15 protein-coding genes and 1 tRNA gene are annotated in these 22,193 nt (G+C 71.0%); 5 read left to right on the plus strand and 11 right to left on the minus strand.

The genetic code is table 11. The features are described 5' to 3' along the window. Nucleotides 1-133 precede the first annotated feature (133 nt). The gene (locus BLW17_RS09850) at nucleotides 134-3,721 is read left to right on the plus strand and encodes a Hint domain-containing protein (RefSeq protein ID WP_074826514.1); all 3,588 of its coding nucleotides are present in this window, start codon (nucleotides 134-136) and stop codon (nucleotides 3,719-3,721) included. Between the two features lie 69 nt (nucleotides 3,722-3,790). On the opposite strand, the gene BLW17_RS09855 is transcribed toward BLW17_RS09850, so the two are convergent. The 4 genes from BLW17_RS09855 to BLW17_RS09870 all read right to left on the minus strand — a co-directional run bounded on the left by BLW17_RS09855 (nucleotide 3,791) and on the right by BLW17_RS09870 (nucleotide 7,818). After that, a complete protein-coding gene (locus BLW17_RS09855) occupies nucleotides 3,791-4,213 on the minus strand; it encodes a DUF1178 family protein (RefSeq protein WP_036736576.1) in 423 nt (140 codons plus the stop codon). A gap of 72 nt (nucleotides 4,214-4,285) precedes the next feature. After that, nucleotides 4,286-5,476 (minus strand): 3-deoxy-D-manno-octulosonic acid transferase, encoded by a 1,191-nt coding sequence (locus tag BLW17_RS09860; protein WP_074826516.1) that lies wholly within the window; start codon nucleotides 5,474-5,476, stop codon nucleotides 4,286-4,288. A 99-nt stretch (nucleotides 5,477-5,575) separates the two neighbouring features. Continuing rightward, nucleotides 5,576-5,649, minus strand: a tRNA-Cys gene (locus tag BLW17_RS09865). 939 nt (nucleotides 5,650-6,588) lie between these two features. Next, the gene (locus BLW17_RS09870) at nucleotides 6,589-7,818 is read right to left on the minus strand and encodes an argininosuccinate synthase (protein ID WP_036736682.1); all 1,230 of its coding nucleotides are present in this window, start codon (nucleotides 7,816-7,818) and stop codon (nucleotides 6,589-6,591) included. A gap of 247 nt (nucleotides 7,819-8,065) precedes the next feature. Between BLW17_RS09870 and ilvA the strand changes: the two genes are divergently transcribed. Further along, the gene (gene ilvA / locus BLW17_RS09875; protein ID WP_036736684.1) at nucleotides 8,066-9,313 is read left to right on the plus strand and encodes a threonine ammonia-lyase IlvA; all 1,248 of its coding nucleotides are present in this window, start codon (nucleotides 8,066-8,068) and stop codon (nucleotides 9,311-9,313) included. A gap of 25 nt (nucleotides 9,314-9,338) precedes the next feature. On the opposite strand, the gene BLW17_RS09880 is transcribed toward ilvA, so the two are convergent. Then, a complete protein-coding gene (locus BLW17_RS09880) occupies nucleotides 9,339-9,701 on the minus strand; it encodes an Hpt domain-containing protein (protein ID WP_052175125.1) in 363 nt (120 codons plus the stop codon). Nucleotides 9,702-9,817: 116 nt separating this feature from the next. On the opposite strand from BLW17_RS09880, the gene BLW17_RS09885 reads away from it, so the two are divergent. After that, on the plus strand, nucleotides 9,818-11,086 hold the full coding sequence (locus BLW17_RS09885; protein WP_083388355.1) for a PP2C family protein-serine/threonine phosphatase: 1,269 nt from the start codon (nucleotides 9,818-9,820) through the stop codon (nucleotides 11,084-11,086). Between the two features lie 310 nt (nucleotides 11,087-11,396). Here the strand turns inward: BLW17_RS09885 and BLW17_RS09890 are convergent, their stop codons facing one another. From BLW17_RS09890 to BLW17_RS09915, 6 genes are all read right to left on the minus strand, one after another. Further along, on the minus strand, nucleotides 11,397-12,053 hold the full coding sequence (locus tag BLW17_RS09890; RefSeq protein WP_170835597.1) for a L,D-transpeptidase: 657 nt from the start codon (nucleotides 12,051-12,053) through the stop codon (nucleotides 11,397-11,399). 1,501 nt (nucleotides 12,054-13,554) lie between these two features. Then, nucleotides 13,555-14,073 (minus strand): SixA phosphatase family protein, encoded by a 519-nt coding sequence (locus tag BLW17_RS09895; protein ID WP_036736716.1) that lies wholly within the window; start codon nucleotides 14,071-14,073, stop codon nucleotides 13,555-13,557. A gap of 87 nt (nucleotides 14,074-14,160) precedes the next feature. Then, the gene (gene argB / locus BLW17_RS09900; RefSeq protein WP_036736718.1) at nucleotides 14,161-15,060 is read right to left on the minus strand and encodes an acetylglutamate kinase; all 900 of its coding nucleotides are present in this window, start codon (nucleotides 15,058-15,060) and stop codon (nucleotides 14,161-14,163) included. A gap of 93 nt (nucleotides 15,061-15,153) precedes the next feature. Continuing rightward, nucleotides 15,154-18,255: a calcium-binding protein gene (locus BLW17_RS18810; protein WP_074826521.1), complete on the minus strand. Its 3,102-nt coding sequence runs from the start codon at nucleotides 18,253-18,255 to the stop codon at nucleotides 15,154-15,156. Nucleotides 18,256-18,393: 138 nt separating this feature from the next. Continuing rightward, nucleotides 18,394-19,536 carry a GNAT family N-acetyltransferase gene (locus tag BLW17_RS09910; RefSeq protein WP_036735694.1) on the minus strand — a complete coding sequence of 381 codons (1,143 nt, stop codon included), beginning with the start codon at nucleotides 19,534-19,536 and terminating at the stop codon, nucleotides 18,394-18,396. Nucleotides 19,537-19,753: 217 nt separating this feature from the next. Then, nucleotides 19,754-20,626 (minus strand): branched-chain amino acid aminotransferase, encoded by an 873-nt coding sequence (locus BLW17_RS09915; RefSeq protein ID WP_036735691.1) that lies wholly within the window; start codon nucleotides 20,624-20,626, stop codon nucleotides 19,754-19,756. 149 nt (nucleotides 20,627-20,775) lie between these two features. Between BLW17_RS09915 and BLW17_RS09920 the strand changes: the two genes are divergently transcribed. Beyond that, on the plus strand, nucleotides 20,776-21,432 hold the full coding sequence (locus tag BLW17_RS09920) for a MarR family winged helix-turn-helix transcriptional regulator (protein ID WP_081969223.1): 657 nt from the start codon (nucleotides 20,776-20,778) through the stop codon (nucleotides 21,430-21,432). Next, nucleotides 21,429-22,145: a response regulator gene (locus tag BLW17_RS09925; protein WP_036703183.1), complete on the plus strand. Its 717-nt coding sequence runs from the start codon at nucleotides 21,429-21,431 to the stop codon at nucleotides 22,143-22,145. Before BLW17_RS09920 ends, BLW17_RS09925 begins: the two co-directional genes overlap by 4 nt. The last annotated feature ends 48 nt before the right edge of the window (nucleotides 22,146-22,193 follow it).

Consider the following 22,193-nt stretch of genomic DNA (forward strand, 5'->3'; position numbering starts at 1 on the left):
CCCACGTGCAGAGTCTCGAGCAGGCGGACGCCCTGGTGCCGGTCCATGATCCGCCGTGGCGACGGTTGCGGGACAACGAGACGAAGGACGCCCGCGCCAACCGCGCCCGTCCTTGCAGGGGGACGACGCACGAATGGCTACCTATGACCTTTACTTCATTCCGCTCAGTTCGCTGACGACCACGAACCCGCGCGGCCCGTTGGGCGGGGACAGGGGCTACATCTTTCCGAACAACGAGAACGGGAACATCTACGCGGACGACTTGGAGCTCGGCTCGACCCGCGGCACGCTGCGTCTGACGGGCGCGCCCACGATCCTGTCGGTATCGGACGATCCCAACGGAGAGTTCGACGACGCCCTCGACAGCAACCAGGTGTTGGCCGCGCCGTACGGCGGGTTGCCGGCCGGGACGACGGTCGAGCCGAACTACGGCTACATCCTGAGCGGCTCGGACGGATCGCAGCTGACGATCTACGCGGTCAACATCGATAGTGATACCAACAACGTCTACGGCATCGTCTCGAACAAGCCGCTGACGCCCGGCGTGACCTACACCACCGTCGAGGTGTTCGTCAGCGCCAACCCGCCCTACGCGAGCCTCGTCACGGCGCCGGACGGCGTCGTGGACGGCACGGCGGGCGCCGAGCTGATGGGCCCCCGGTTCACCGACCGGCAGGGCGACCAGATCGACGGCACCGACGGGCTGAACGACGTGATCGCGAGCGGGGGCGGCAACGACAGCGTCAACGCCGGGCAGGGCAGCGACACGGTCTATGCCGGGACCGGCAATGACAGCGTGCAGGGCGGCGTCGGTAACGACGTGCTCTATGGCTACGGCGACACGCTGAACGGCGCCGACACGGTCGCCGAGGCCGACACGCTGATCGGGGAGCTGGGCAACGATTCGCTCTATGGCGGCATGGGCGACGACAGGCTTTACGGCGACGACACGGCGGGCACCGACACGCTGGGCGGCGCTGATTCGCTGGTTGGCGGGGCGGGCAATGACAGCCTCGTGGGCGGGTTCGGCGACGACACGCTGGACGGCGGCGCCGACTCCGACACGCTGGTCGGCGGGGCCGGGAGCGACTCGCTCATCGGCGGTCTTGGCACCGACACGCTGGACGGCGGCGACGGCGCGGACCGGCTCTTTGGCGACGACACGGCGGGCACCGACACGCTGGGCGGCGCGGACTCGCTTTCGGGCGGGGCAGGCAACGACACCCTGGTCGGCGGGTTCGGCAACGACGTGCTGGACGGCGGCGCGGACAACGACTCGCTGGATGGCGGCGCCGGGGCCGACACGCTGACCGGCGGGCTCGGCACCGACACGCTGAACGGCGGCGACGGTGGGGACCGACTGTACGGCGACGACACGGCGGGGACCGACACGCTGGGCGGGGCGGACTCGCTCGTGGGCGGGGCGGGTAACGACAGCCTCGTGGGCGGGTTCGGCAACGACACGCTGGACGGCGGCGCCGACTCCGACACGCTGGTCGGCGGGGCCGGGAGCGACTCGCTCATCGGCGGGCTCGGCACCGACACGCTGGACGGCGGCGACGGCGCCGACCGGCTCTTTGGCGACGACACGGCGGGCACCGACACGCTCGGCGGCGCGGACGCGCTTTCGGGCGGGGCGGGCAACGACACCCTGATCGGCGGGTTCGGCAACGACGTGCTGGACGGCGGTGCGGACAACGACTCGCTGGACGGCGGCGCGGGGAGCGACCTCCTCACCGGCGGCCTGGGGGCCGACACGCTGATCGGCGGCGACGGCGCGGACCGGCTCAACGGCGACGACGCCGCCGGGACCGACCCGCTCGGCACCGCGGACTCGATCGTGGGCGGCGCGGGTGCCGATACCATCGTCGGGGGTGCGGGCAACGACACCCTCGATGGCGGCGCCGACAACGACAACATCCTGGGCGGCGCCGGCGACGACAGCATCCTGGGTGGCGGCGGCGCCGACACGATCACGGGCGGGGACGGCGCCGACACCATCGACGGCGGAACCGAAAGCGACAACATCCAGGGCGGTGCCGGGGCCGACGTCCTGCTGGGCGGGGACGGCAACGACGGCCTGTCCGGCGGCGACGACAACGACCTCATCGACGGGGGCGAGGGCAACGACGGCATCAACGGCGACGCCGGTGACGACACGCTGCGCGGCGGAGCCGGGGCCGACACGATTTCCGGCGGGCTCGGCAACGACACCATCGAGGGCGGCATCGGGAACGACCTGCTCTACGGCAACGACGGGGCCGATTCGATGGTCGGCGGCGACGGCGACGATGCGATGTTCGGGGGCACCGGCAACGACACGATCCTCGGCGGCGAAGGCGCCGACAGGGTCGGCGGCGATGCCGGCGACGACTACATCGACGTCGGCAACGGCGACAACATCGGCACGACCAAGGCGGACGGCTATCTGCTGACCAACAACGGCGGCGACGGCAACGACACGATGATCGGCGGCACCGGCACCGACGTGCTGGCGGGCGATGCCGGCAATGACGTGATCCGCGGCGGCGACGGCAACGACTCGGTGGTCGCCGGCGGCGGCGCCTACGCGGGCACCTACGGCCTGATGGGCGGCTCGGGCAACGACTCGGTCTACGGTGAGGCCGGGAACGACTTCGTCGTGGGCGGAAGTGGCGCCGACCTCGTCGATGGGGGCACCGGCAACGACTTCGTCACCGGCGACAGCTACAGCGCGTCGAACGGCACGAACGTCCACGTCGACGACCTGATCGCCGACACGCTGACCGGTGGCGAGGGCAACGACACCTTCCTCGCCGGCTCGGGTGACATCATCACCGACTTCAACGTCGGCAACACCGGCACGGTCAACGACGGCGACACGACCAACAACGACTTCGTCGACCTCTCGCGCTACTACAACGCCGAGAACCTGGCGCTCTACAACGCCTCGCACGGCGGCGTGGACTACGCCAACCCGCTCGCCTGGCTGCGCGCGGACCAGGCGGACGGCGTGCTGAACATGCTCGACGGAACCGGCGGTCTGCCGAGCTTCACCCTGACGCTGCAGGACGGCGCGGGCGGTGCGGTCGCCGGCTCGGCCCTGACCGTCGAGAACACCGCCGTGGTCTGCTTCGCCGCGGACGTGATGATCGAGACCAAGCGCGGCCCGGTCGCGGCGGGCGATCTGGCGGTGGGCGACCTGGTCGTCACCCGCGACGCCGGGCTGCAGCCGATTCGCTGGATCGGCACCCGGCGGCTGGATGCCGCGACGCTGGCGGCCTGGCCGCAGATGCGCCCGGTCCGCATCCGCGCGGGGGCGCTGGGGCGCGGGGTGCCGTCGGCCGATCTCGACGTGTCGCCGCAGCACCGGGTGCTGGTCCGCTCGCGGATCGCGCAGCGGATGTTCGGCACCGACGAGGTGCTGGTGGCGGCCAAGCAGCTCCTCCAGATCGAGGGGATCGACGTGGTCGCGGACGGGGCGGAGGTGACCTACGTCCACTTCCTCTTCGACGACCACCAGATCGTCATCTCGAACGGCGCCGAGACCGAGTCGCTCTATACCGGTGCCGAGGCGCTGCGCTCGGTCGGCGAGGCGGCGCGCGAGGAGATTCTGGCGCTCTTCCCCGAGCTGCGGACGCGCGCCGAGGCGCCGGCCGGGGCGCGGGTGCTGGCCTCGGGCCGGATGGGGCGCAAGCTCGCCGTCCGCCACGCCGAGAACGGCAAGCCGCTGGTTTCGTGACACCGGGGCGGCGCGGGGCGGTTCGCCGCCCTGCGCCCCCTGCCCCGCATTCGGCCCAACCGTGCGCCGCTAGTTGACCTTGCGCCGCAGCCGGAAGGGCAGCGGCGCCACCGGCACCCCGTCCTCGATCAGCTTTTTGGCCTCCTCCAGCCGCGCCTCGCCGTGGATCGGGCGCGACGGCATCTCGCCCTCGTGCATGGCGCGCGCCTCGCGGGCAAACTCGGTCCCGACGTAATCCGACCCCGCCTCGATCCGCTTGCGCAGCTCGGCCAGCGCCTGCTCGGCCGCCGAGCCGGGGGCGTCGAGCGGGCGCGCCGTCGCCTCGTCGCGGGCCGGCACCGCGGGGGCCATCGGCGCCTTCTCGACCGCATGCGAGCCGCAGATCGCACAGCCCACCTGCCCCGCCTGGCGCAGCGCGTCGAAGCCCTCGGCCGAGCGGAACCAGCCGTCGAACGCGTGGCCTTTGTCGCAGCGCAGGGCATAGCGGATCATGATGGTCGCAGACTCCTTGTCCCGGCACATATCGGCCGCTCGGCGCAGCCGTGCAAGGGCGGGCCGGTGCGGTCAGTCGCGCGCGAGCGCCAGCAGCGCCGCCACCAGCCCCGCCGGATCGGGCGCGGCGGCGTCGAGCGCCGCGCGGGCGGCCGCGCCCATCTTTCGGCGCCGGGCCTCGTCGGCCATCAGCGCCGCGAGCGTCGTGGCGAGCGTCGCCGCGGTCACCTCGCGCGCCGCCCCCTGCGCGTCGAGCGCCGCATAATCGGCGGCGAAATTGGCGACATGGGGCCCGTGCAGGAGGGCGCAGGCGTGGGCCGCGGGCTCCCACGGGGTGTGGCCGCCGTGATCGACCAGCGAGCCGCCGGTCAGGCAGACGCCCGCCGCCGCATAGGCCCCGTCGAGCGCGCCGAGCCGGTCGATCAGCAGCACCGGCACAGGCGGGACATGGGCGACGTCGCGCGCGCCGAGGCGGTCGTGGCGCAGGCCCCGGGCGGCGATCAGCGCCGCCACCGCGTCGGCCCGCTGGGGGTGGCGGGGGGCGAGGATCAGCCGCGCGTCCGGCCAGCGCGCGTTGAGGACGGCATGGGCGGCCAGCGCGATCTCATCCTCGCCCGGATGGGTCGAGGCCGCGAGCCAGACCCGCCCCCGCCCCGCGTCGGTGGCGGGGGGCCGGGTCGCGGCGGGGGTCAGCAGCTTGAGGTTCAGCCGCGGCGCGACGGCCGCAGCTGGCAGGCCCAGCGCCCGTAGCCGCACCTCGGTGCCCGCGTCCTGCGCGGAGGCGAGCCCCACCCCCGCCAGCGCCCCTCCCGCGAGGCCGGGCACCCGCCCCCAGCTGCGGGCCGAACGCGCCGACATCCGCGCCCCGATCAGCGCCTGCGGGATCCCCCGCGCGGTCAGCGCCGCGGCGCGGTTGGGCCAGAGCTCGTTCTCGATTGTGACGGCCAGCGACGGCTGCAGCGCGTCAAGAAACCGCCCCACCGCCTGCGGCACGTCGAGCGGCGCCCGCAGCGCCGGCAGCCCCCAGCCCCGCGCCACCGCCAGCCCGGTGTCGCTGTTGGCGCTCACCACCACCGGCCGGACCGCCGCCAGCGCCGCGACGACGGGCCGGGCCGAGTTCAGCTCTCCGACGCTCGCGCCGTGGACCCAGATCGCGCCCCGAGGCAGGTCCGGCAGGTCGAGCGCCAGCCGCTCACGCGCCACGCCCCGCGCAAGCGGGCGCAGGGCGGCGCCGACGAGGCCCGAGATGCTGCGGTAGATCATGTCCTGAGCCACCTGCGGTGAGAGGGAGGGCCTGCGCTGACCCCGATGCTGCCGCGACCGGCACCCCTGCGTGGCCCAATGGGCAGGCGCCGGGAAGGATGGAGGCGGGTACCGGAATCGAACCGGTCTTCACGGATTTGCAATCCGCTGCGTAACCTCTCCGCCAACCCGCCGCCGTGAGGTGGCGGAGAGATAGGCTAATCCGACGCGCAGGGCAAGACGGCAGGAAGGGGGTGCGGTCGGGGGGGCGGGGGGATGCCGTGCCCCTCGGGCCTGCCGGGTGATGTGTGTGGTGCGGGGGCGGGAGCGGGTCGGCTGGGTGCTGGCAGTGGTGGGGGCAGCGCCCGGTCGGTCGGCTCGCAGCGTTGCATAGGAAATCTCCTGTCTGTCGCAGGCCGGCTGGCGCGGTTTGTGTGGCAGTGCAGGGCAAGCCTGTGCGGTCAGCGTGGCACACACGGTCGCCCAGCCGGCCCGGCCCCGCGGCGCCGCCCAGAAACTGGAGTGATCGCCCACACCGGGACGCACCGTTGCGCAGTTTCCCCGCTGCATCCACGGGCTCTGCGCTGCAGGCCATCGGGTGACGAGTCCGTGGTCGGACTTGGTGTCACCTCTGCTGCCCAGAACGCCCAGAGCGTCCCGAACGCCAACAGCGCGGAACCACTGCGGCATGTGTCCGCCCCACAGCCCCCTTCCGGGGAAGCACGCTGGCGATGCCAGCGGGAGACCGACGACGAACTTCTGGGTGTTAGCGCGCCCGTCGGCGTCGGCGGTGGCGGACAAGGAAGACCCGTCCCCCTACGAAAGCGCCAGAACCCGCCGTACCGACCATCGCGTCAACGCGTCCGCGCTCGCGCCGACCCGCCGAGCGACGTTGAGCTGCTGGAAGCCGATAAGCGCAGATCACCGTCGGTGGTGGAGGACAGGAGCGACAACCCCCGGGTGCCGCAAGCCATCAAGACAGCCTGCCGCGTCAACGCGTCCGCGCTTGCGCCGAGCCGCGCACGGCGCGGCGCCCTTCCGTCCGGCGGTGTGCCGTCAGGGGCAGGCCTGCGTTCCGCCCGCTCCCCTCCGAGCAAGCCCCCGCCTAGCTCAACCCCACGCCCCGGCCCCGCTCAGCCGCCCACGCGGGCGTTGCGGTTGCCGATCAGCTTGAGGCGCAGGGCGTTCAGCCGGATGAACCCGGCCGCGTCCTTCTGGTCGTAGGCGCCGGCGTCGTCCTCAAAGGTCACGTGCGCCTCGCTGTAGAGCGAGTGGTCCGACCAGCGCCCGACCGTGTGCGCCGAGCCCTTGTAGAGCTTCAGTCGCACCGTGCCCGTCACGTGCCCCTGGCTGTTGTCGATCAGCGCCTGCAGCATCTCGCGCTCGGGCGAGAACCAGAAGCCGTTGTAGATCAGCTCGGCATAGCGCGGCATCAGGCTGTCCTTGAGGTGGCCCGAGCCGCTGTCGAGAGTGATCTGCTCGATCCCGCGGTGCGCCTCGAGCAGGATCGTGCCGCCGGGGGTCTCGTAGATGCCGCGCGACTTCATGCCAACGAAGCGATTTTCCACGAAATCCAGCCGGCCGATGCCGTGGGTGCGGCCCAGCTCGTTCAGCCGGGTAAGGATCGTCGCGGGCGACAGCGCCTCGCCGTCGATCGAGACCGCGTCGCCGCGCTCGAAGCCGATCTCGACGTATTGCGGCTCATCCGGCGCCTCTTCGGGGCTGACGGTGCGGGCGTAGACATACTCCGGGGCCTCTTGGGCCGGGTTTTCCAGCGCCTTGCCCTCGGACGAGGTGTGCAGCAGGTTCGCGTCGACCGAGAACGGCGCCTCGCCGCGCTTGTCCTTGGCGATCGGGATCTGGTGCGCCTCGGCGAACTCGATCAGCTTGGTGCGCGAGGTCAGGTCCCACAGCCGCCACGGCGCGATCACCTTGATCGCGGGGTCGAGCGCATAGGCCGACAGCTCGAAGCGGACCTGGTCGTTGCCCTTGCCCGTCGCGCCATGCGCCACCGCGTCGGCGCCATGCTGATGCGCCAGCTCGACCAGCCGCTTGGCGATCAGCGGCCGGGCGATCGAGGTGCCGAGCAGATACAGCCCCTCATAGACCGCATTGGCGCGGAACATCGGGAAGACGTAGTCGCGCACGAACTCCTCGCGGACGTCCTCGATGTGGATGTTCTCGGGGCGGATCCCGAGCAGCTCGGCCTTGGCGCGGGCCGGCTCGAGCTCTTCGCCCTGGCCGAGGTCGGCGGTGAAGGTGATGACCTCGCAGCCATATTCGGTCTGCAGCCACTTGAGGATGATCGAGGTGTCGAGCCCCCCGGAATAGGCGAGAACGACTTTTTTCGGCGCGGCGCTCATCTGCGGTCCCCTTTTCGCTGGCTGGCTTGGGGATTATGGGGTTTCGGGCAGGCTCACAAGTGGAACGGCGCGGCCGCCGCGCGGCGTGGACGGTCAGGGCCAGGACAAGGGCGAGGGCGAGGCGAATGAACGACAGGATCGCGGCGACCCCGCGGGCGCAGGCCCGGCACCGTTCAGGGGCCGGTGCCCTGGCCCGCATCGGGCGCCCCGCGGCCACGGCCGGTCGCCCGCGGGTGGGGGCGGCGCGATGAGCGATTTCCTGGCCGCGGTCGCGGACGCCGAGGCGGCGCTGCGGACGCTCTTCGACCCGACGCCGCTGCAGCGCAACGACCACCTGTCGGCGCGCTACGACGCCGACATCTGGCTCAAGCGCGAGGATCTGACCCCGGTGCGCAGCTACAAGCTGCGCGGCGCCTTCAACGCCATGCGTCACGCGGGCGCCGGGCCCGGGGCGCGCTTCGTCTGCGCCAGCGCCGGCAACCACGCCCAGGGCGTGGCCTTCGCCTGCCGGCACTTCGGCGCGCGGGGGGTGATCTTCATGCCCATCACCACGCCGCGGCAGAAGATCGACAAGACCCGGATGTTCGGCGCGGGCGCGGTCGAGATCGTGCTGACCGGCGACTACTTCGACCAGACGCTGAAGGCGGCGCAGGATTACACCGCCGCGCATGGGGCCGTGTTCCTGTCGCCCTTCGACGACGCCCGGGTGATCGAGGGGCAGGCCACGGTAGCGGCCGAGGTGCTGGCGCAGATCGACGCCGCGCCCGACCTCGTGGTGCTGCCGGTCGGCGGCGGCGGTCTGGCCGCCGGGGTCACCGAATATTGCGCGCTGAGCGCCCCGCAGACCGGCTTCGCCTTCGTCGAGCCCGCGGGCGGCGCCAGCCTCGCCGCGGCGCTGGCGGAGGGCGCCCCGGTCACCCTCCCGCGGGTGGACAGCTTCGTCGATGGCGCCGCGGTGGCGCGGATCGGTGCGCTGCCCTTTGCCCGGCTGGGCCGATTCGCGGTCTCGGACACGCTGCAGGCGCCCGAGGACCGGATCAGCGCCACCATGCTCGAGATGCTGAACGGCGAGGGGATCGTCCTCGAGCCCGCGGGCGCGCTGGCCATCGACGCACTGCGCGACCTTGCGGCGCAGGGCCGTCTCGCCGGGCGGCGGGTGGTCTGCATCTGCTCGGGCGGCAACTTCGACTTCGAGCGGCTGCCCGAGGTGCGCGAGCGCGCGCAACGCTGGGCGGGGCTGAAGAAATACTTCATCCTGCGGCTGCCGCAGCGGCCCGGCGCGCTGCGCGAGTTCCTGAACCTGCTCGGCCCCGAGGACGACATCGCCCGCTTCGAGTATCTCAAGAAATCAGCCCGCAACTTCGGCTCGGTGCTGATCGGGATCGAGACCACCGACCCGGCCAATCTCGATGCGCTGAACGCGCGGCTGGCCGAGGCGGGGTTCGACTGGCGCGACATCACCGGTGACCCGGTTCTGGCCGAGTTCCTCATCTGAGCCCCCGCGGCCGGGCCGATTCGCCTCACGCCGCCCCCTCGCGCCCCGTTGCATCGGTGGGCGGCGCGGTCATCGCCTCGAGGTCGCGCATCAGCGCCTGCTTCGAGGCGGCGTAGCCCGCCATCAGCGCCTCGACGTCGAGCTGGTCGCCGAGCCCGGTGGCGACCATCCGCTCCCACGTATCGCAGAGACGGCAGAAGGCGTTCAGCCCCATGTTGAGCCCGCAGCCCTTGAGGAAATGCAGCCGCTGCTCCATCCGGTCGGGATCGTTCGGGACCATGGTCATGATGGCCCCCTCGATCTCGTCGAGAAACAGCTCGACGAGGGGGGCGAACTCGTCCTCCCCCACCTCGTGGCGCAGCGCCGCCATGCGTTTCCAGTCGATCATCTTTCGCCTCTGGCCAGCCTCTGACGCCGCTTATACGCGCGCCGGGTTCACAAACCGTAAACGCCACCCATGCGCGGCTTAACCGGCTGTTCACTCCCGCTCGCTAGACAGGCGGCATGAGGCAGCCGAATCGCCATGCACCCCTTGCCCCCCCTGCCCGGCCCGAGCGTGCGCCGGGCCGGCTGGTGCTGCTGGCCGACGGCAGCCGGGCGCACCGGAGGATGCTGCGAATCCACCTCGAGCGGGCGGGCTACCGGGTGATCGAGGCCGAGGACGGGTCCGAGGCGCTGCGGCTGGCCCGCGCCTCCGAGCCGGACCTGATCCTGTCGGACTGGCATCTCGACGGGCTTTCGGGGCTCGACCTCTGTCGCGCGCATCGCGCCTTGCCGCGGCGCGGCTACGGGTTCTTCATCCTCCTGACCACCCGCAACGACAGCGCCGACGTGACCGAGGGGATGGGGGCCGGCGCCGACGATTTCCTGACCAAGCCGATCTCGGGGGCCGAACTGGTGGCGCGGCTCGGCGCGGCCGAGCGGGTTCTGGACATGCAGGACACGCTGAGCGAGGCGAACGCCAAGCTGCGCGGCGCGCTGGACCGCCTCAGCGCCGCGCAGGAGCAGATCAACACCGACCTGCGCGAGGCCCGCAAGCTGCAGCAGGCGCTGATCCGCGAGCGGCAGCGCAGCTTCGGCCCGCTGCGCCTGTCGCTGCTGATGCGGCCGGCGGGGATGATCGGCGGCGACCTGGTGGGGTTCCACCAGATCGATGAGCGGACTGTCGGGCTTTATGCGGTGGATGTCTCGGGGCACGGCGTCGCCTCGGCGCTGATCACGGCGCGGATCGCGACGCAGATCGATTCGCTGTCGCTCGACCACGCGCTGTCGCCGGTGCAGGTCGTCGCGGCGCTGAACGGGCTGATGCTCGACGGGATCCAGACCGACAACTACCTGACCATGATCTATGGCCGGCTGGACCTGCCGACCGGGCGGCTGCAACTTGTGCAGGCCGGCCACCCGCACCCGGCGCTGCAGCGCGCGGGCGGCGGGGTCGAGCGGATCGGCGGCGGTGGCCTGCCGGTCGGGGTGATCGAGGCGCCTGTCTTCGAAGAGACGGTGGTGACGCTGGGCAGCGGCGACCGGCTGCTGATCGTGTCGGACGGGATCACCGACGCCTGCTCGCGCCGCGGCGAGTTCCTGGGCGATGAAGGGCTGCGGACGATCCTGCAGCTCAACGCGCCGCTGTCGGGGTTCGGGCTCCTCGAATCGATGTGCTGGTCGGTGTCCGAGTTCGCCTCGGGCGAGCGGCAGGACGACGTCTCGGCGCTGCTGGTCGAGTACCTCGCCCCGGCCGAGGTGGTGCCGGGGCCACGGGGCGGGAGGGAGTGACTGGCGGCGGGGAGGTCGACTGGGACGCAGGTAGCAAGGACGATTGACGGGACTCCGGGCGGAGGCGCTGTGGCGAGCGGGGGTCGGCGAAGGGGCGGCCGGCCAGGCCGCATCCCGAGGCGGGCGGGGGTTGAGGCGCGGCACATCCGCAAGCGGCCGGCTGAGGGGCGCCGCGTCGGCGGTGGCATCGGCAACCTGCCCTGCCGCGCAGACTGACCGAGGGCGGACGTCGGCCCATACGCCGCTCGCCCCATTCGGCCCGCGCGTCAGCCGCCGCGCTGATTATCCGACCGCGAGGCCGCTGCCGTCCTCAGATCACCAGCACCTGCGTGCCGATCTTGGTCAGGCCGTACAGCTCCTTGATGTGCTCGTTGTAGAGCCCGATGCAGCCGTTCGACGACTTCCGCCCGATCTTGCGCGTGTCATGGGTGCCGTGGATGCGGTAGTACTGCCAGCTCAGCCACAGCGCGTGAGTGCCGAGCGGGTTGTCCGGCCCGGCAGGGACGAAGTCCGGCCACTCGGGGTTGCGCTTCTTCATCTCGGGGGTGGGCGACCAGGTCGGCCCCTCGACCTTCTTGATGATCTCGGTCCGCCCCTTCCGCGTCAGATCTTCGCTGACCGGGATCGAGGTGGGGTAGAGCCGGAAGACGGTCTGGTCCTCGGACCAGAAGCTGAGCGCCCGCGAGGTGAAATCCACGAGGATCGCGCCGTTGGTGAGGTTGTCAAAGAACGGCTGCCAGTCGTGCATGCGGAAGCTCGACTGGTTGCGCCGGTTGTCCTGGGTGTCGAACTGCACCACGCCGGCGTCCGGGGTTGCGCCCGCCGCGGGCGCGCCCTGCAGCGGCTGGCCGGTGTAGGGGTCGATCGCCTGCGCGGCAGCAGCGCCGGCGACGGTCGCGACGCCGAGCGCGGCGGAACTGGCGAGAAACCGCCTCCGGTGAAGGGCGGGCGTGGCCATCCGGGTCATGTGGGTCTCCTGTCCTGCCGGGCCGTCGAGGCTCTTGTCGGCAACCTGCTTGATTCAGGCCAAGCAGATAGGCGGAGCGCCGCCGATTTCAATTCAAAACCCCGTCACCGCCGCACGACCCCGCCGCCGCTGCGGCGGCGCGGCCACAATCGGGTGGGAGATGTGATGGCGGGTGGCTGAGACTCAGGTGCGGAGACGGGAATTTCTACGAGGCCGCGTGAGGGCGGGACGCGGTGGAGGCGGGCGAAATGGTCAACCTGCAGGCGCCGCTCAGGACGGGCGCCGCATCACCGGGGGCTGAGATTAGCCCTGAGGCGCAGCGCTTTACGCTGATCCGCAAAATGCTAGCCGACATCGGCGGCTCGGTTTAGCCGGGCAGCCTTGCCCCACAGCACACACCGGCTTGGCTAAGGGTGCCAGCTGTTCCGGCAAGAAAGCACAGCACGGGTCGTTCTCCTTGCAAGCAAAGAGCATTTGGCCCTCGGCCGGGATACCGTCTTTGCTCGGACCACCTAAATCGCCCGCAGGAGACCGCACGTGGCTAAGCGGCGCGAAAACTCCTCCGTGACTTGAAGTACTGCTTGACGGAGCCGTGATGCCAATCACACGTCGAGGCTGTGAAGGGCGACTGCTTGCGTACCGCCAAAGCAATCAGAGAACACACGATACCCCGGCTCAACGCGTGCGAGGCACCCTAAGCAACCTTCTACGACCTCTCTAACAGCAGACGCGCGCGATCTAGCACAGTCGAAAAAACTATTTTCTCCAGCATCTTATCCTACCATAACGAGGCGCAACTTCCGGAGGTGGAAGCCTCTCCGCTGAGGAGCGGTTCAGCCTGCCGTAGCGGGGCGCAAGTTGGGATGCCGTGCATTGGCCTGGGTCAGCCCGTTTGAAACTGGATTCAGTCTCGCGTCACAGGGTGCATGAGGCGCTGGTGGGTGCACTGCCGCCCCCACAGTAGTTCTAGCACGGGGCGAGAGCCATGCGCACCGCCACCGTACCTCTGCGTGGGTGGCGAGCGAGGCACTGCTTTGAAGCTTTGGGGAGATGCCGGAGGGTTTGGTAGGATTCGTTAGCGCAGCCGCCGAGAGGCTGGACGCCATGCCGGGGGTCGCAGCCGAGGACGTCGCCGACGAGGTGATGCTGTTCATCGTCGACATCCGGAAAGAGCGCCAACGTCTCAACCTTTAGGGGTCGGTGAGCTACTCGTCTCGGTCAGCTGTGCTTGGGTCGGGATCAAGTCGCCGAGGTGCGCAAGCCTTGGCATTGGTATTCTAATCAGGCGCTGGACAGCCGGGTACCCTCGTTCGCAGCGAGTCAGTCAGGCCACCATGATCTTTTTTTCGCGTCAGGTGACTCCACAACACCAAACCTTGCCGGCGCGCGCGCGACTCTGCCCTCCGGCAGGTCCAGCCCATCAACTTCGCCGAAAGAGCCGCAGCGCTGATCGTGGATCACGACGCTGCCCGCACCCCTCAGTCCACCGCCCCGCCCCACCTCACTCCCGCCCGTCGAGCCGCACGAAATCCAGCACGCTGCCCTCGCCGGGGCGCAGCTTCGACCAGTCGTCGGTCTGGAAATCCACCACCAGCGTCGCCGCCGTGGGATAGCGGCGGAACTCGGGCGAGAGCGGGGGGCGCGCCGGCAGTTGCGCCGCGAAGGCGGCGATGCCGGGGTTGTGGCCGATCATCATCACCGTCGGCGCCGTCGCCGTGCGCAGCACCTTCAGCATCACCTCGGGCGCGGCGTGGTAGAGCGCGGGCTCGAGCCGGACCGGCGGGCGGGTCTCGAACACCGCGCCCGACACGCACTCCCACGTCTCGCAGGTGCGGCGGGCGGGCGAGCAGAGCACCTCCTCGGGGTCATAGCCGCGGCTGGCGAGCCAGTCGCCGAGCGCCCGCGCCGAGCGGCGGCCGCGAGCGTTCAGGGGCCGCTCCTGATCCGGCAGGCTCGGGTCGTCCCAGTCGGACTTGGCATGGCGCGTCAGGATCAGGCGGCAATGTCCGGGCGGTGTCATCTCGGTCCTTTCCCGCGGGTGCCGGGTCAGACTGCCACCCGCATTGCCGGCCCGCAAGCCACCACGGCGGCTAGATTTTCACGACGGCTAAAGCCCGCTGCCGCCCTGCCTGAGCCCATGCGGCTTCACCCGCGGCTCGGTCGAGCGCATCAGGCTGCCCGCCCCCTGCTCGGTGAAGAGCTCGAGCATGGTCGCATGCGGCACCCGCCCGTCGAGGATCACCACCGCCCGCACCCCCTCGTCCAGCGCCTTGAGCGCGGTCTCGGTCTTCGGGATCATCCCCCCGGCGATGGTGCCATCGGCGATCATCGCGCGCACCTGGTCGGGGTGAATCTGGGTCAGCACCTGGCCCGAGGCGTCCTTGACCCCCGCCACGTCGGTCAGAAGCAGCAGCCGGTCGGCCTTGAGCGCGCCGGCGATCGCACCCGCGGCGGTGTCGCCATTGACGTTGAAGGTCTCGTTGTCGGCCATGCCTGTGGCGACCGGGGCGATGACCGGGATCAGGCCTGCGCCATAGAGGTCGCGGATGATCTGGACGTTCATCTCGATCGGGCGCCCGACGAAGCCCAGTTCGGGGTCGTCGGCCTCGCACACCATCAGGTCGTCGTCCTTGCCCGAGATGCCGATGGCGCGGCCGCCGGCGTCGTTGATCGCCTGGACGATGCGCTTGTTGACGAGGCCCGAGAGGACCATCTCGACCACCTGCACGGCCTCTTGCGTGGTGACGCGCTTGCCGCGGACGAAGCGGCTTTCGATCCCCAGCCGGTCGAGCAGCTCGTTGATCATCGGCCCGCCGCCGTGGACCACGACCGGGTGGATGCCGACCTGCTTCATCAGCACGATGTCGCGCGCGAATTCGGCCATCGCCGCGTCGTCGCCCATCGCGTTGCCGCCGAACTTCACCACCACCACCGCGCCGGCATAGCGCTGCATGTAGGGCAGCGCTTCGGCGAGCGTGCGGGCGGTGCTGACGAAATCGCGGTCCATGTTCTGCTGTCTCATCCGGTGGCTGTCCTCAGGGGCGTGGCGCGAAGCTAGGCAAACCGCGGCCCGAGGTCCAGTCCGGCGGGACGCACGGGCTCAGAGCAGGAAATCGTCGCGGCCGAGCGCCGTCAGCCGCTCGACCCGGATGGAGAGGTCGGTCACGCGGTCGCCGTCGGCATCCACCGCGATGCGGACCCCGTCGGAATAGGCGACCAGGATCACCTCGCCCGCGTGGCCGGTGAAGGACCGCCCGCCGAGCCACAGCCCGCCCTCGATCTCGGCGCCCAGCGCCGAGAGGTCGATGCGGTCCTCTCCCCTCACGAAATCGGCGATGGTGTCCTGCCCGCCGGCCGGATCGTCGAGCGCCGAGAAGACGAAGATGTCGGCCCCGGGATCGCCGACGAGCCAGTCGGCCCCCGCCCCGCCGTCCAGCACGTCGTCGCCCCCGCCCCCCGACAGCCGGTCGGCGCCGTCGCCGCCGGCCAGCGTGTCGTTGCCCCAGTCGCCCAGCAGCACGTCCGCGTCCGCGCCGCCGTCCAGCGCGTCGTTGCCGGCCTGCCCGTTCAGCGTGTCGTCCCCCTCGCCGCCGTCGAGGGAATCGCCGTCCATCCCGCCGCGCAGCCGGTCGTTGCCGCCGCCGCCGATCAGCAGGTCGCTGCCGCCGTTCCCCCACATCTCGTCGTCGTCCCAGCCGCCGTCGAGCGTGTCGTGCCCGGCCCCGCCGATCAGCCGGTCGCGCCCGCCGTCGCCCAGCACCCGGTCGTTGCCGGTGTCGCCGGCCAGCAGATCCTCGCCCATGCCGCCGATCAGGCGGTCGTCGCCGTCCCCGGCAAAGATCGTGTCGTTGCCGCCCTGCCCGCGCAGCGTGTCGGCCCCCTCGCCGCCCAGCAGCACGTCGTTGCCCGATTCGCCCAGCAGCATGTCGTTGCCGGTGGCGCCGGCCATGCGGTCGTCGTCGGCCCCGCCGAAGATCGTGTCGTTGCCCGCCCCGCCGTGCAGCCAGTCCGACCCGCCGACCCCGAGGATCAGGTCGTCGCCATCCTCGCCCAGCACGAGGTCGTTGCCGGCCGCCGTGACGATGTTGTCGTTGCCGCCGCCGCCAGCGACGAAGTCGTTGCCCGCGCCCGAGCGGATGGTGTCGTTGCCCGAGCCCGCGAACATCCGGTCGCGCCCGGCGCCGGCGAACATCATGTTGTTGCCCGCGATGTCGCGGAACACGTTGTCGCCGTCGGCGTCGAGCAGCAGGTCGTTGCCCGCCCCGCCCACCAGCCGGTCATTGCCGGACAGGCCGAACAGCCGGTCGTCGCCGTCCTCGCCGGCCAGGAAATCGTCGCCGGACCCGCCGTTCAGGCGGTCGGCGCCCGCCCCGCCATACAGGATGTCGTTGCCGTTCTGCCCGGCGAGGCGATCGTCGCCGCCGTCGCCCAGGATCACGTCATGGTCGTCCCCGGCCAGCACGATGTCGTTCATCCCTCCGGCGCGGATGAAATCGTTGCCCCCGCCCGACCAGATCGTGTCTTCGCCATCATCCGCGCTGATGCGGTCGTGGCCGGCGCCGCCGACGATGAAATCCTCGAGCCGGCTGCCGAGGATCGTGTCGTTGCCGGTGAAGCCGTAGACGGTCGAGCCGCCCTCGGTGGCTCGCAGCAGGTCCGCGCGGCCGGTGCCGGTCACCGTCGAGCGCACGTCCGGCGGCTGGTAATGCGCGACGGGGAACATGGCATTGTCGAACCACGACGCCGACAGCGGCTTGCCGTTGTGGCTGTAGACGTTGACCGTCGTCTCGCCGCACTTGATGCGGATGCCCCAGCTCTGGGCGGTCATCTTGACCTGCCAGATCGAGCGGATCATCCCCATCATCGAAAAGTCGAGCCGGTCCACCCCCGCCTCGAAGTCACGGATCGCCACCTGGCCTCGGACCCGCAGGGGCATGAATACGTCGGCCCCCGCCCCGCCATACAGGTCGATGGCGCGCGAGCCGCAGATCAGGATGTCGTCGCCGTCCCCGCCCGAGATCCGCGTCGTGTTCAGCCCGCCCTGGATCAGGTCGTTGCCGTCGGTGCCGACGTGGCGGCCCTGATCGACGTGGCGGGTCTGGCCGATCCGGCCGGGGTCGATCACGAACTGGCTGATCCCGTCCTCGGTGGCCGAGGCGGCAAAGACCACGATGCGCCCGTCGATCACCCGGGTCGCCAGCGCCGAGACATTGGCGAGGCTCATGACGTCCGCGTCGGCGATGGTGTCGAGATGGACGAGCCGCCCGTCCGGGGTCACGGTGAAGAGGCTCAGCCCGTCGTCCGCGCCGCCCACCACGACGAAGGCGCGGCCGTCGATCTGCACCGCCTCCATCACCGTGGCGGACTGGAAGCGCGTCGTGCGCTCGTCGATGACGTGATCGACCGGCACCAGCCCGCCGCCCGCGACGATCCGCACGGTGGTCAGGGACGACGATCCGGCCGAGCTGACGATGAGGTAGTGCTTGCCCTCGACCTCGACCGCGGCGAGGTCGCGCGGGCCGTTGAAACCGGTGCCGCGGCTGCTGCTGACGAACTGGCCGCTGCCCATCCGTCCGTCCGGGGTGACGACATGGGCGCCGATGTAGTTGCCCAGCGTCGAGGCCTGCACGATCATGTCCACCCCGCCCAGCCGCAGGGTCAGCACGCTGTCGATCTGCCCGCCCGGCGGCATCCGCCCCGGCCAGGCATCGCGCGCCATCAGGCTCAGCCCGCCGTCCGCGCGCTGGTGCCAGATCGACAGCTCGCCCGAGTTGTCGCGCGTGGTCCAGAGCAGCGACCGCCCCGAGGCCGTGGTGAAGCTGCCTGCGTCCAGCAGGCTCGACGGCAGCCCCGCCCCGGAGAGGCCCCGGTCCCCCGCCCCCCGGCCGAGGTCGGGGTCGAGCCAGCGCACGTCCCGCACCCCGCCCGAGATCCCCGCGGTCAGCAGCGCCGTTCCCCCGTTCGGCCGGTCGATCAGCAGCGCCTGCGGCTCGGCCATGTGGCGCAGGCTGCGGGCATAGGCGTAGCTCTCGGCCAGTTGCGGTGCGGTGTCGGCCCCGGTCACGGCATAGATCGACCCGCCGCCCCCCGCATGGGTCGCCCCGACCAGCACCAGCCGGTCGCCCACCTTGCCGAGGGTCAGATCCGTGAGATTACGGACCTGCCCCTGCATGGTCGTTGCGATGTGGCGAAACCCCGTCATGTCCCCGATCCATGTCGTCCACCTTCTTCCCCGTGGACGATCCTGCCGGGCGAGGGGTTAATTTGGGGTAAGATTCGCCGTTGACGCGCCGTTCAACTGTCTCAAATGCCCCTTACAGCCGCGGGAACCTTTTCGGGTTCAGCCGCGGCGGTAGGGACCGAAGGCCGCCGTCTCGGCCATGTCGTCGCCGACGGCGGCATCCTCGTCCTCGAGATGGGCGGCGAGCGCGGCGCGGAACCCCGGGTCGGCGATCCAGTGGATCGAGTGGGTCGCGGCGGGCAGATAGCCGCGCGCCAGCTTGTGTTCGCCCTGCGCCCCGGCCTCGACGCGGGCGAGCCCGTGGGCGATCGCCCAGTCGATGGCGCGGTGGTAGCAGAGCTCGAAATGCAGGAAGGGGTGGTCCTCGATGCAGCCCCAGTAGCGGCCGTAGAGCGTATCGGCGCCGATCAGGTTCAGCGCCCCGGCCACGGGCCTTCCGTCACGCTCAGCAATGACCAGCAGGCAGTCGTCGCGCATCGTCTCGTGCAGCGCCTCGAAGAAGGCGCGGGTCAGATAGGGCCGCCCCCATTTCCGCCCGCCGGTGTCCTGGTAAAAGGCCCACATCGCGTCCCAGTGCCGCGGCGCGATCTCGTCGCCGCGCAGCGCCCGGATCCGGCCGCCGAACTCGTTGGCGCGGGCGCGCTCTTTCCGCAGCGCCTTGCGCTTGCGGCTCGACAGGCGGGAGAGGAAGTCCTCGTAATCGGCGTAGCCGTCGTTCTGCCAGTGGTACTGCGTCGTGGTGCGGCCGAGCCAGCCCTGCGCCTCGCCGAGCCGCCGCTCGGCCTCGGTGCAGAAGGTGACATGGGCCGACGAAAACCCGGCCTGGCCCGCCACCTCGGCCATCGCCGCCAGCAGCGCGGCCTGCACCGCGGGGCTGTCGGCGATCAGCCGGGGGCCGGTCGCGGGGGTGAAGGGCACGGCGGACTGCAGCTTGGGATAGTAGCGCCCACCGGCGCGCTGCCACGCATCGGCCCAGTGATGGTCGAAGATGTATTCGCCCTGGCTGTGGGTCTTGAGATAGAGCGGCGCGACGCCCACGACCGCGGCCCCCTCGCGCGCGACCAGATGGGCGGGCTGCCACCCCGTCCCCCGCCCGACCGAGCCCGACGCCTCGAGCGCGGCGAGGAAGCGGTGGGTGGTGAAGGGATCGCCGCGCAGCCCCGCGGCCGCCCCGCAGCCGTCCCAGGCGGTCGCTTCGATTTCCGCGATCGCGGGCAGGACGGACACGCTCAGATCAGCCATGCCGGGGAAGATAGGTGGCGTTGGGCCGACGTCAACGCCGGCCGGGGCGCTGCCCCCAGCCCTCGGGCCTGGCCCGAGGGCGTTCGTTGGGACAAAGCTTCACCGGAGCTTTGTCTGACCCTCCTCACCCCCGGGACACTTGGGTCCAGCCCGAGGGGCGCAGGGCGTAAGCGCGGGAGGGGGCGCGCCGCGTTGGGCGCGCGCCCCTCGGTCTGGCTCAGGCGCGGACGAGCGCCTCGTAGTCCTCGGCGATCTTGCGCGTCGTGGCGCCGACCTGGAAGTGCCAGTCGTCGCCGATCTGGGCCACCGGGGTAACCTCGGCGGCCGAGCCTGTCAGGAAGCACTCCTGGAACTCGGACACCTCCTCGGGCAGGATGTGGCGCTCGTGCACGACCATGCCTTGGTCCTTGCACATCTGGATGATGGTCTGCCGGGTGATGCCGTTCAGGAACGCATCGGCGAGCGGGGTGTGGATCTCTCCGTCCTTCACGAAGAACACGTTGGCGCCGGTCGCCTCGGCCACGTAGCCGCGATAGTCCATGAACAGCGCGTCCGAGCAGCCCTTCTTCTCGGCCGCGTGCTTGGACATGGTGCAGATCATGTAGAGCCCCGCCGCCTTCGCCGCCGCCGGGATGGTCTCGGGGCTCGGCCGCTTCCACTTCGAGATGTCGAGCTTGGCACCCTGCCACTTGGCGTCGCCGTAGTAGCTGCCCCACTCCCACGTGCAGATCGCCAGCCGCACCGGGTTGTGGCTTGCCGCGACCCCCATGTCGGGGCCGGCGCCGCGGAAGGCGATGGCACGGACATAGGCGTTGGTGAAGCCGTTGGCCTTGAGCACCTCCTCCTTGGCCGCGACGATCTGGTCGGCGGTCCACGGGATCTCCATGTCGAGCAGCTCGCCGGACTTGAGCAGCCGCTCGGCATGCTCGCGCGACTTGAAGATCTTGCCGTCGTAGCAGCGCTCGCCCTCGAATACGGCGCTGGCATAGTGGAGGGCATGGGTGAGAATGTGGACGCGCGCATCGCGCCAGTCCACCAGTTCTCCGTCCATCCAGATCTTGCCGTCGCGATCCTCGTAACTCGCTGCCATGTCAGCCCCCGACCTCAGGTCATTTTCAGATTGTGTCGCGCCTGCCCCCTTTCGGTGGCAGAAAATTGCGCCACGGCCAGCGGTAGAGATTGATTCTTGGAAAGTCAACAACGCTGCCCTATCATGGCCGCCATGACTGTGAGGCAACGATGCAGAACGCGGGACTGAAGACAGGCGCGCGCGACGCGCAACGCGAGGCGCGGCGCGATCCCCGCGCGACCGGCGCAGGCGTGGCGCAGGCGGCGGCAAGCGGGCTGGGCGCGGGGCTCGGGGCACCGGGCGGGCCGGCGGGCGCCGAAACCCTGCTGTCACTCACCGACGAGCAGATCCGGCGCGGGATGGAGGCGATGTACTTCGCCTATCGCGCCTTCACCTCGGACCCCGACCTGATCCTGGCCGAGATCGGCTATGGCCGCGCCCATCACCGGGCGCTCTATTTCATCCACCGCGACTCAGGCCTGACCGTGACCGCGCTGCTCGAGGTGCTGGGCGTCACCAAGCAGTCGCTCAACCGCGTGCTCAGGGCGCTGATCGAGGACGGGCTGGTCGACAGCCGCATCGGCCGCCGCGACCGGCGCGAGCGGCAGTTGACCCTCACCGACAAGGGCGCGGCGCTGGAACGGCGGCTGTCCGAGAGCCAGCGGGCGCGGATGCGCGCCGCATATCGCGCCGCCGGGCCGCAGGCGGTGACCGGCTTCCGGCAGGTGCTCGAGGCGATGATGGACGGCGAGACGCGGGCCCAGTTCCAGGCGCTGCGCGACGCCCCGCCCGCCCCCGGCGAGGTCGGCGCGGGGCCGCGCGGATGACCCGACCCGAGCCCGCCCCCGACGCCCATCTGCTGATCGTGGACGATGACGAGCGCATCCGCAGCCTGCTGCGCCGCTTCCTCGTCCGCAGCGGCTATTTCGTCACCACCGCGCGGGATGCCGCGCAGGCGCGGCGGCTGCTCGCCGGGCTCGACTTCGACCTCATCGTGCTCGACGTGATGATGCCGGGCGAGGACGGGCTGACGCTGACCCGCGACCTGCGGCGGAAGAGCCAGACCCCAGTCCTGCTGCTGACCGCGCGAGGCGAGACCGACGACCGCATCCGCGGGCTCGAATCGGGGGCCGACGACTACCTCGCCAAGCCGTTCGAGCCGCGCGAACTCTTGCTCAGGATCGCCGCGATCCTGCGCCGGGTACCGGCGGCGGCGGCGAGCGGGCCGAAATACCTGACCCTCGGCCCGCTGCGCTACGACGCCGGCAAGGGCGAGCTCTGGCAGGGTGAGAGCCCCGTCCGCCTGACCGGCAGCGAACAGACGCTGATGCGCCGCCTGGCCGAAAGCCCCGGCGAGCCGGTGGACCGCCCGACCCTGATCGAGGTGCTGGGCCGCGACCCCGACGAGGGCGGCGAGAACTCGGAGCGCGCCATCGACGTGCAGATCACCCGCCTGCGCCGCAAGCTCGAACCCGACCCGCGCGAGCCGCGCTACCTGCAGACCGTGCGGGGCGCGGGCTATATGCTGGTGCCGGACTGAAGGCCGACTCGGGCTGGACCCGAAAATCCGGGGCGTGAGGCGGACCAG

Source organism: Paracoccus sanguinis, assembly GCF_900106665.1.
GTDB classification, from domain to species: Bacteria; Pseudomonadota; Alphaproteobacteria; order Rhodobacterales; family Rhodobacteraceae; genus Paracoccus; species Paracoccus panacisoli.

Excerpts from the sequence above, each read along its gene's own strand:
- BLW17_RS09870 (WP_036736682.1), bottom strand. The coding sequence starts at position 7,818 with ATGAGCGCCGCGCCGAAAAAAGTCGTTCTCGCCTATTCCGGGGGGCTC.
- BLW17_RS09915 (WP_036735691.1), bottom strand. The coding sequence starts at position 20,626 with ATGGCAGCGAGTTACGAGGATCGCGACGGCAAGATCTGGATGGACGGA.
- argB (WP_036736718.1), bottom strand. The coding sequence starts at position 15,060 with ATGGACCGCGATTTCGTCAGCACCGCCCGCACGCTCGCCGAAGCGCTG.
- BLW17_RS09885 (WP_083388355.1), top strand. The coding sequence starts at position 9,818 with ATGAGGCAGCCGAATCGCCATGCACCCCTTGCCCCCCCTGCCCGGCCC.
- BLW17_RS09850 (WP_074826514.1), top strand. The coding sequence starts at position 134 with ATGGCTACCTATGACCTTTACTTCATTCCGCTCAGTTCGCTGACGACC.
- BLW17_RS18810 (WP_074826521.1), bottom strand. The coding sequence starts at position 18,255 with ATGACGGGGTTTCGCCACATCGCAACGACCATGCAGGGGCAGGTCCGT.
- BLW17_RS09925 (WP_036703183.1), top strand. The coding sequence starts at position 21,429 with ATGACCCGACCCGAGCCCGCCCCCGACGCCCATCTGCTGATCGTGGAC.
- BLW17_RS09860 (WP_074826516.1), bottom strand. The coding sequence starts at position 5,476 with ATGATCTACCGCAGCATCTCGGGCCTCGTCGGCGCCGCCCTGCGCCCG.
- ilvA (WP_036736684.1), top strand. The coding sequence starts at position 8,066 with ATGAGCGATTTCCTGGCCGCGGTCGCGGACGCCGAGGCGGCGCTGCGG.
- BLW17_RS09855 (WP_036736576.1), bottom strand. The coding sequence starts at position 4,213 with ATGATCCGCTATGCCCTGCGCTGCGACAAAGGCCACGCGTTCGACGGC.
- BLW17_RS09895 (WP_036736716.1), bottom strand. The coding sequence starts at position 14,073 with ATGACACCGCCCGGACATTGCCGCCTGATCCTGACGCGCCATGCCAAG.
- BLW17_RS09920 (WP_081969223.1), top strand. The coding sequence starts at position 20,776 with ATGCAGAACGCGGGACTGAAGACAGGCGCGCGCGACGCGCAACGCGAG.
- BLW17_RS09910 (WP_036735694.1), bottom strand. The coding sequence starts at position 19,536 with ATGGCTGATCTGAGCGTGTCCGTCCTGCCCGCGATCGCGGAAATCGAA.
- BLW17_RS09890 (WP_170835597.1), bottom strand. The coding sequence starts at position 12,053 with ATGACCCGGATGGCCACGCCCGCCCTTCACCGGAGGCGGTTTCTCGCC.
- BLW17_RS09880 (WP_052175125.1), bottom strand. The coding sequence starts at position 9,701 with ATGATCGACTGGAAACGCATGGCGGCGCTGCGCCACGAGGTGGGGGAG.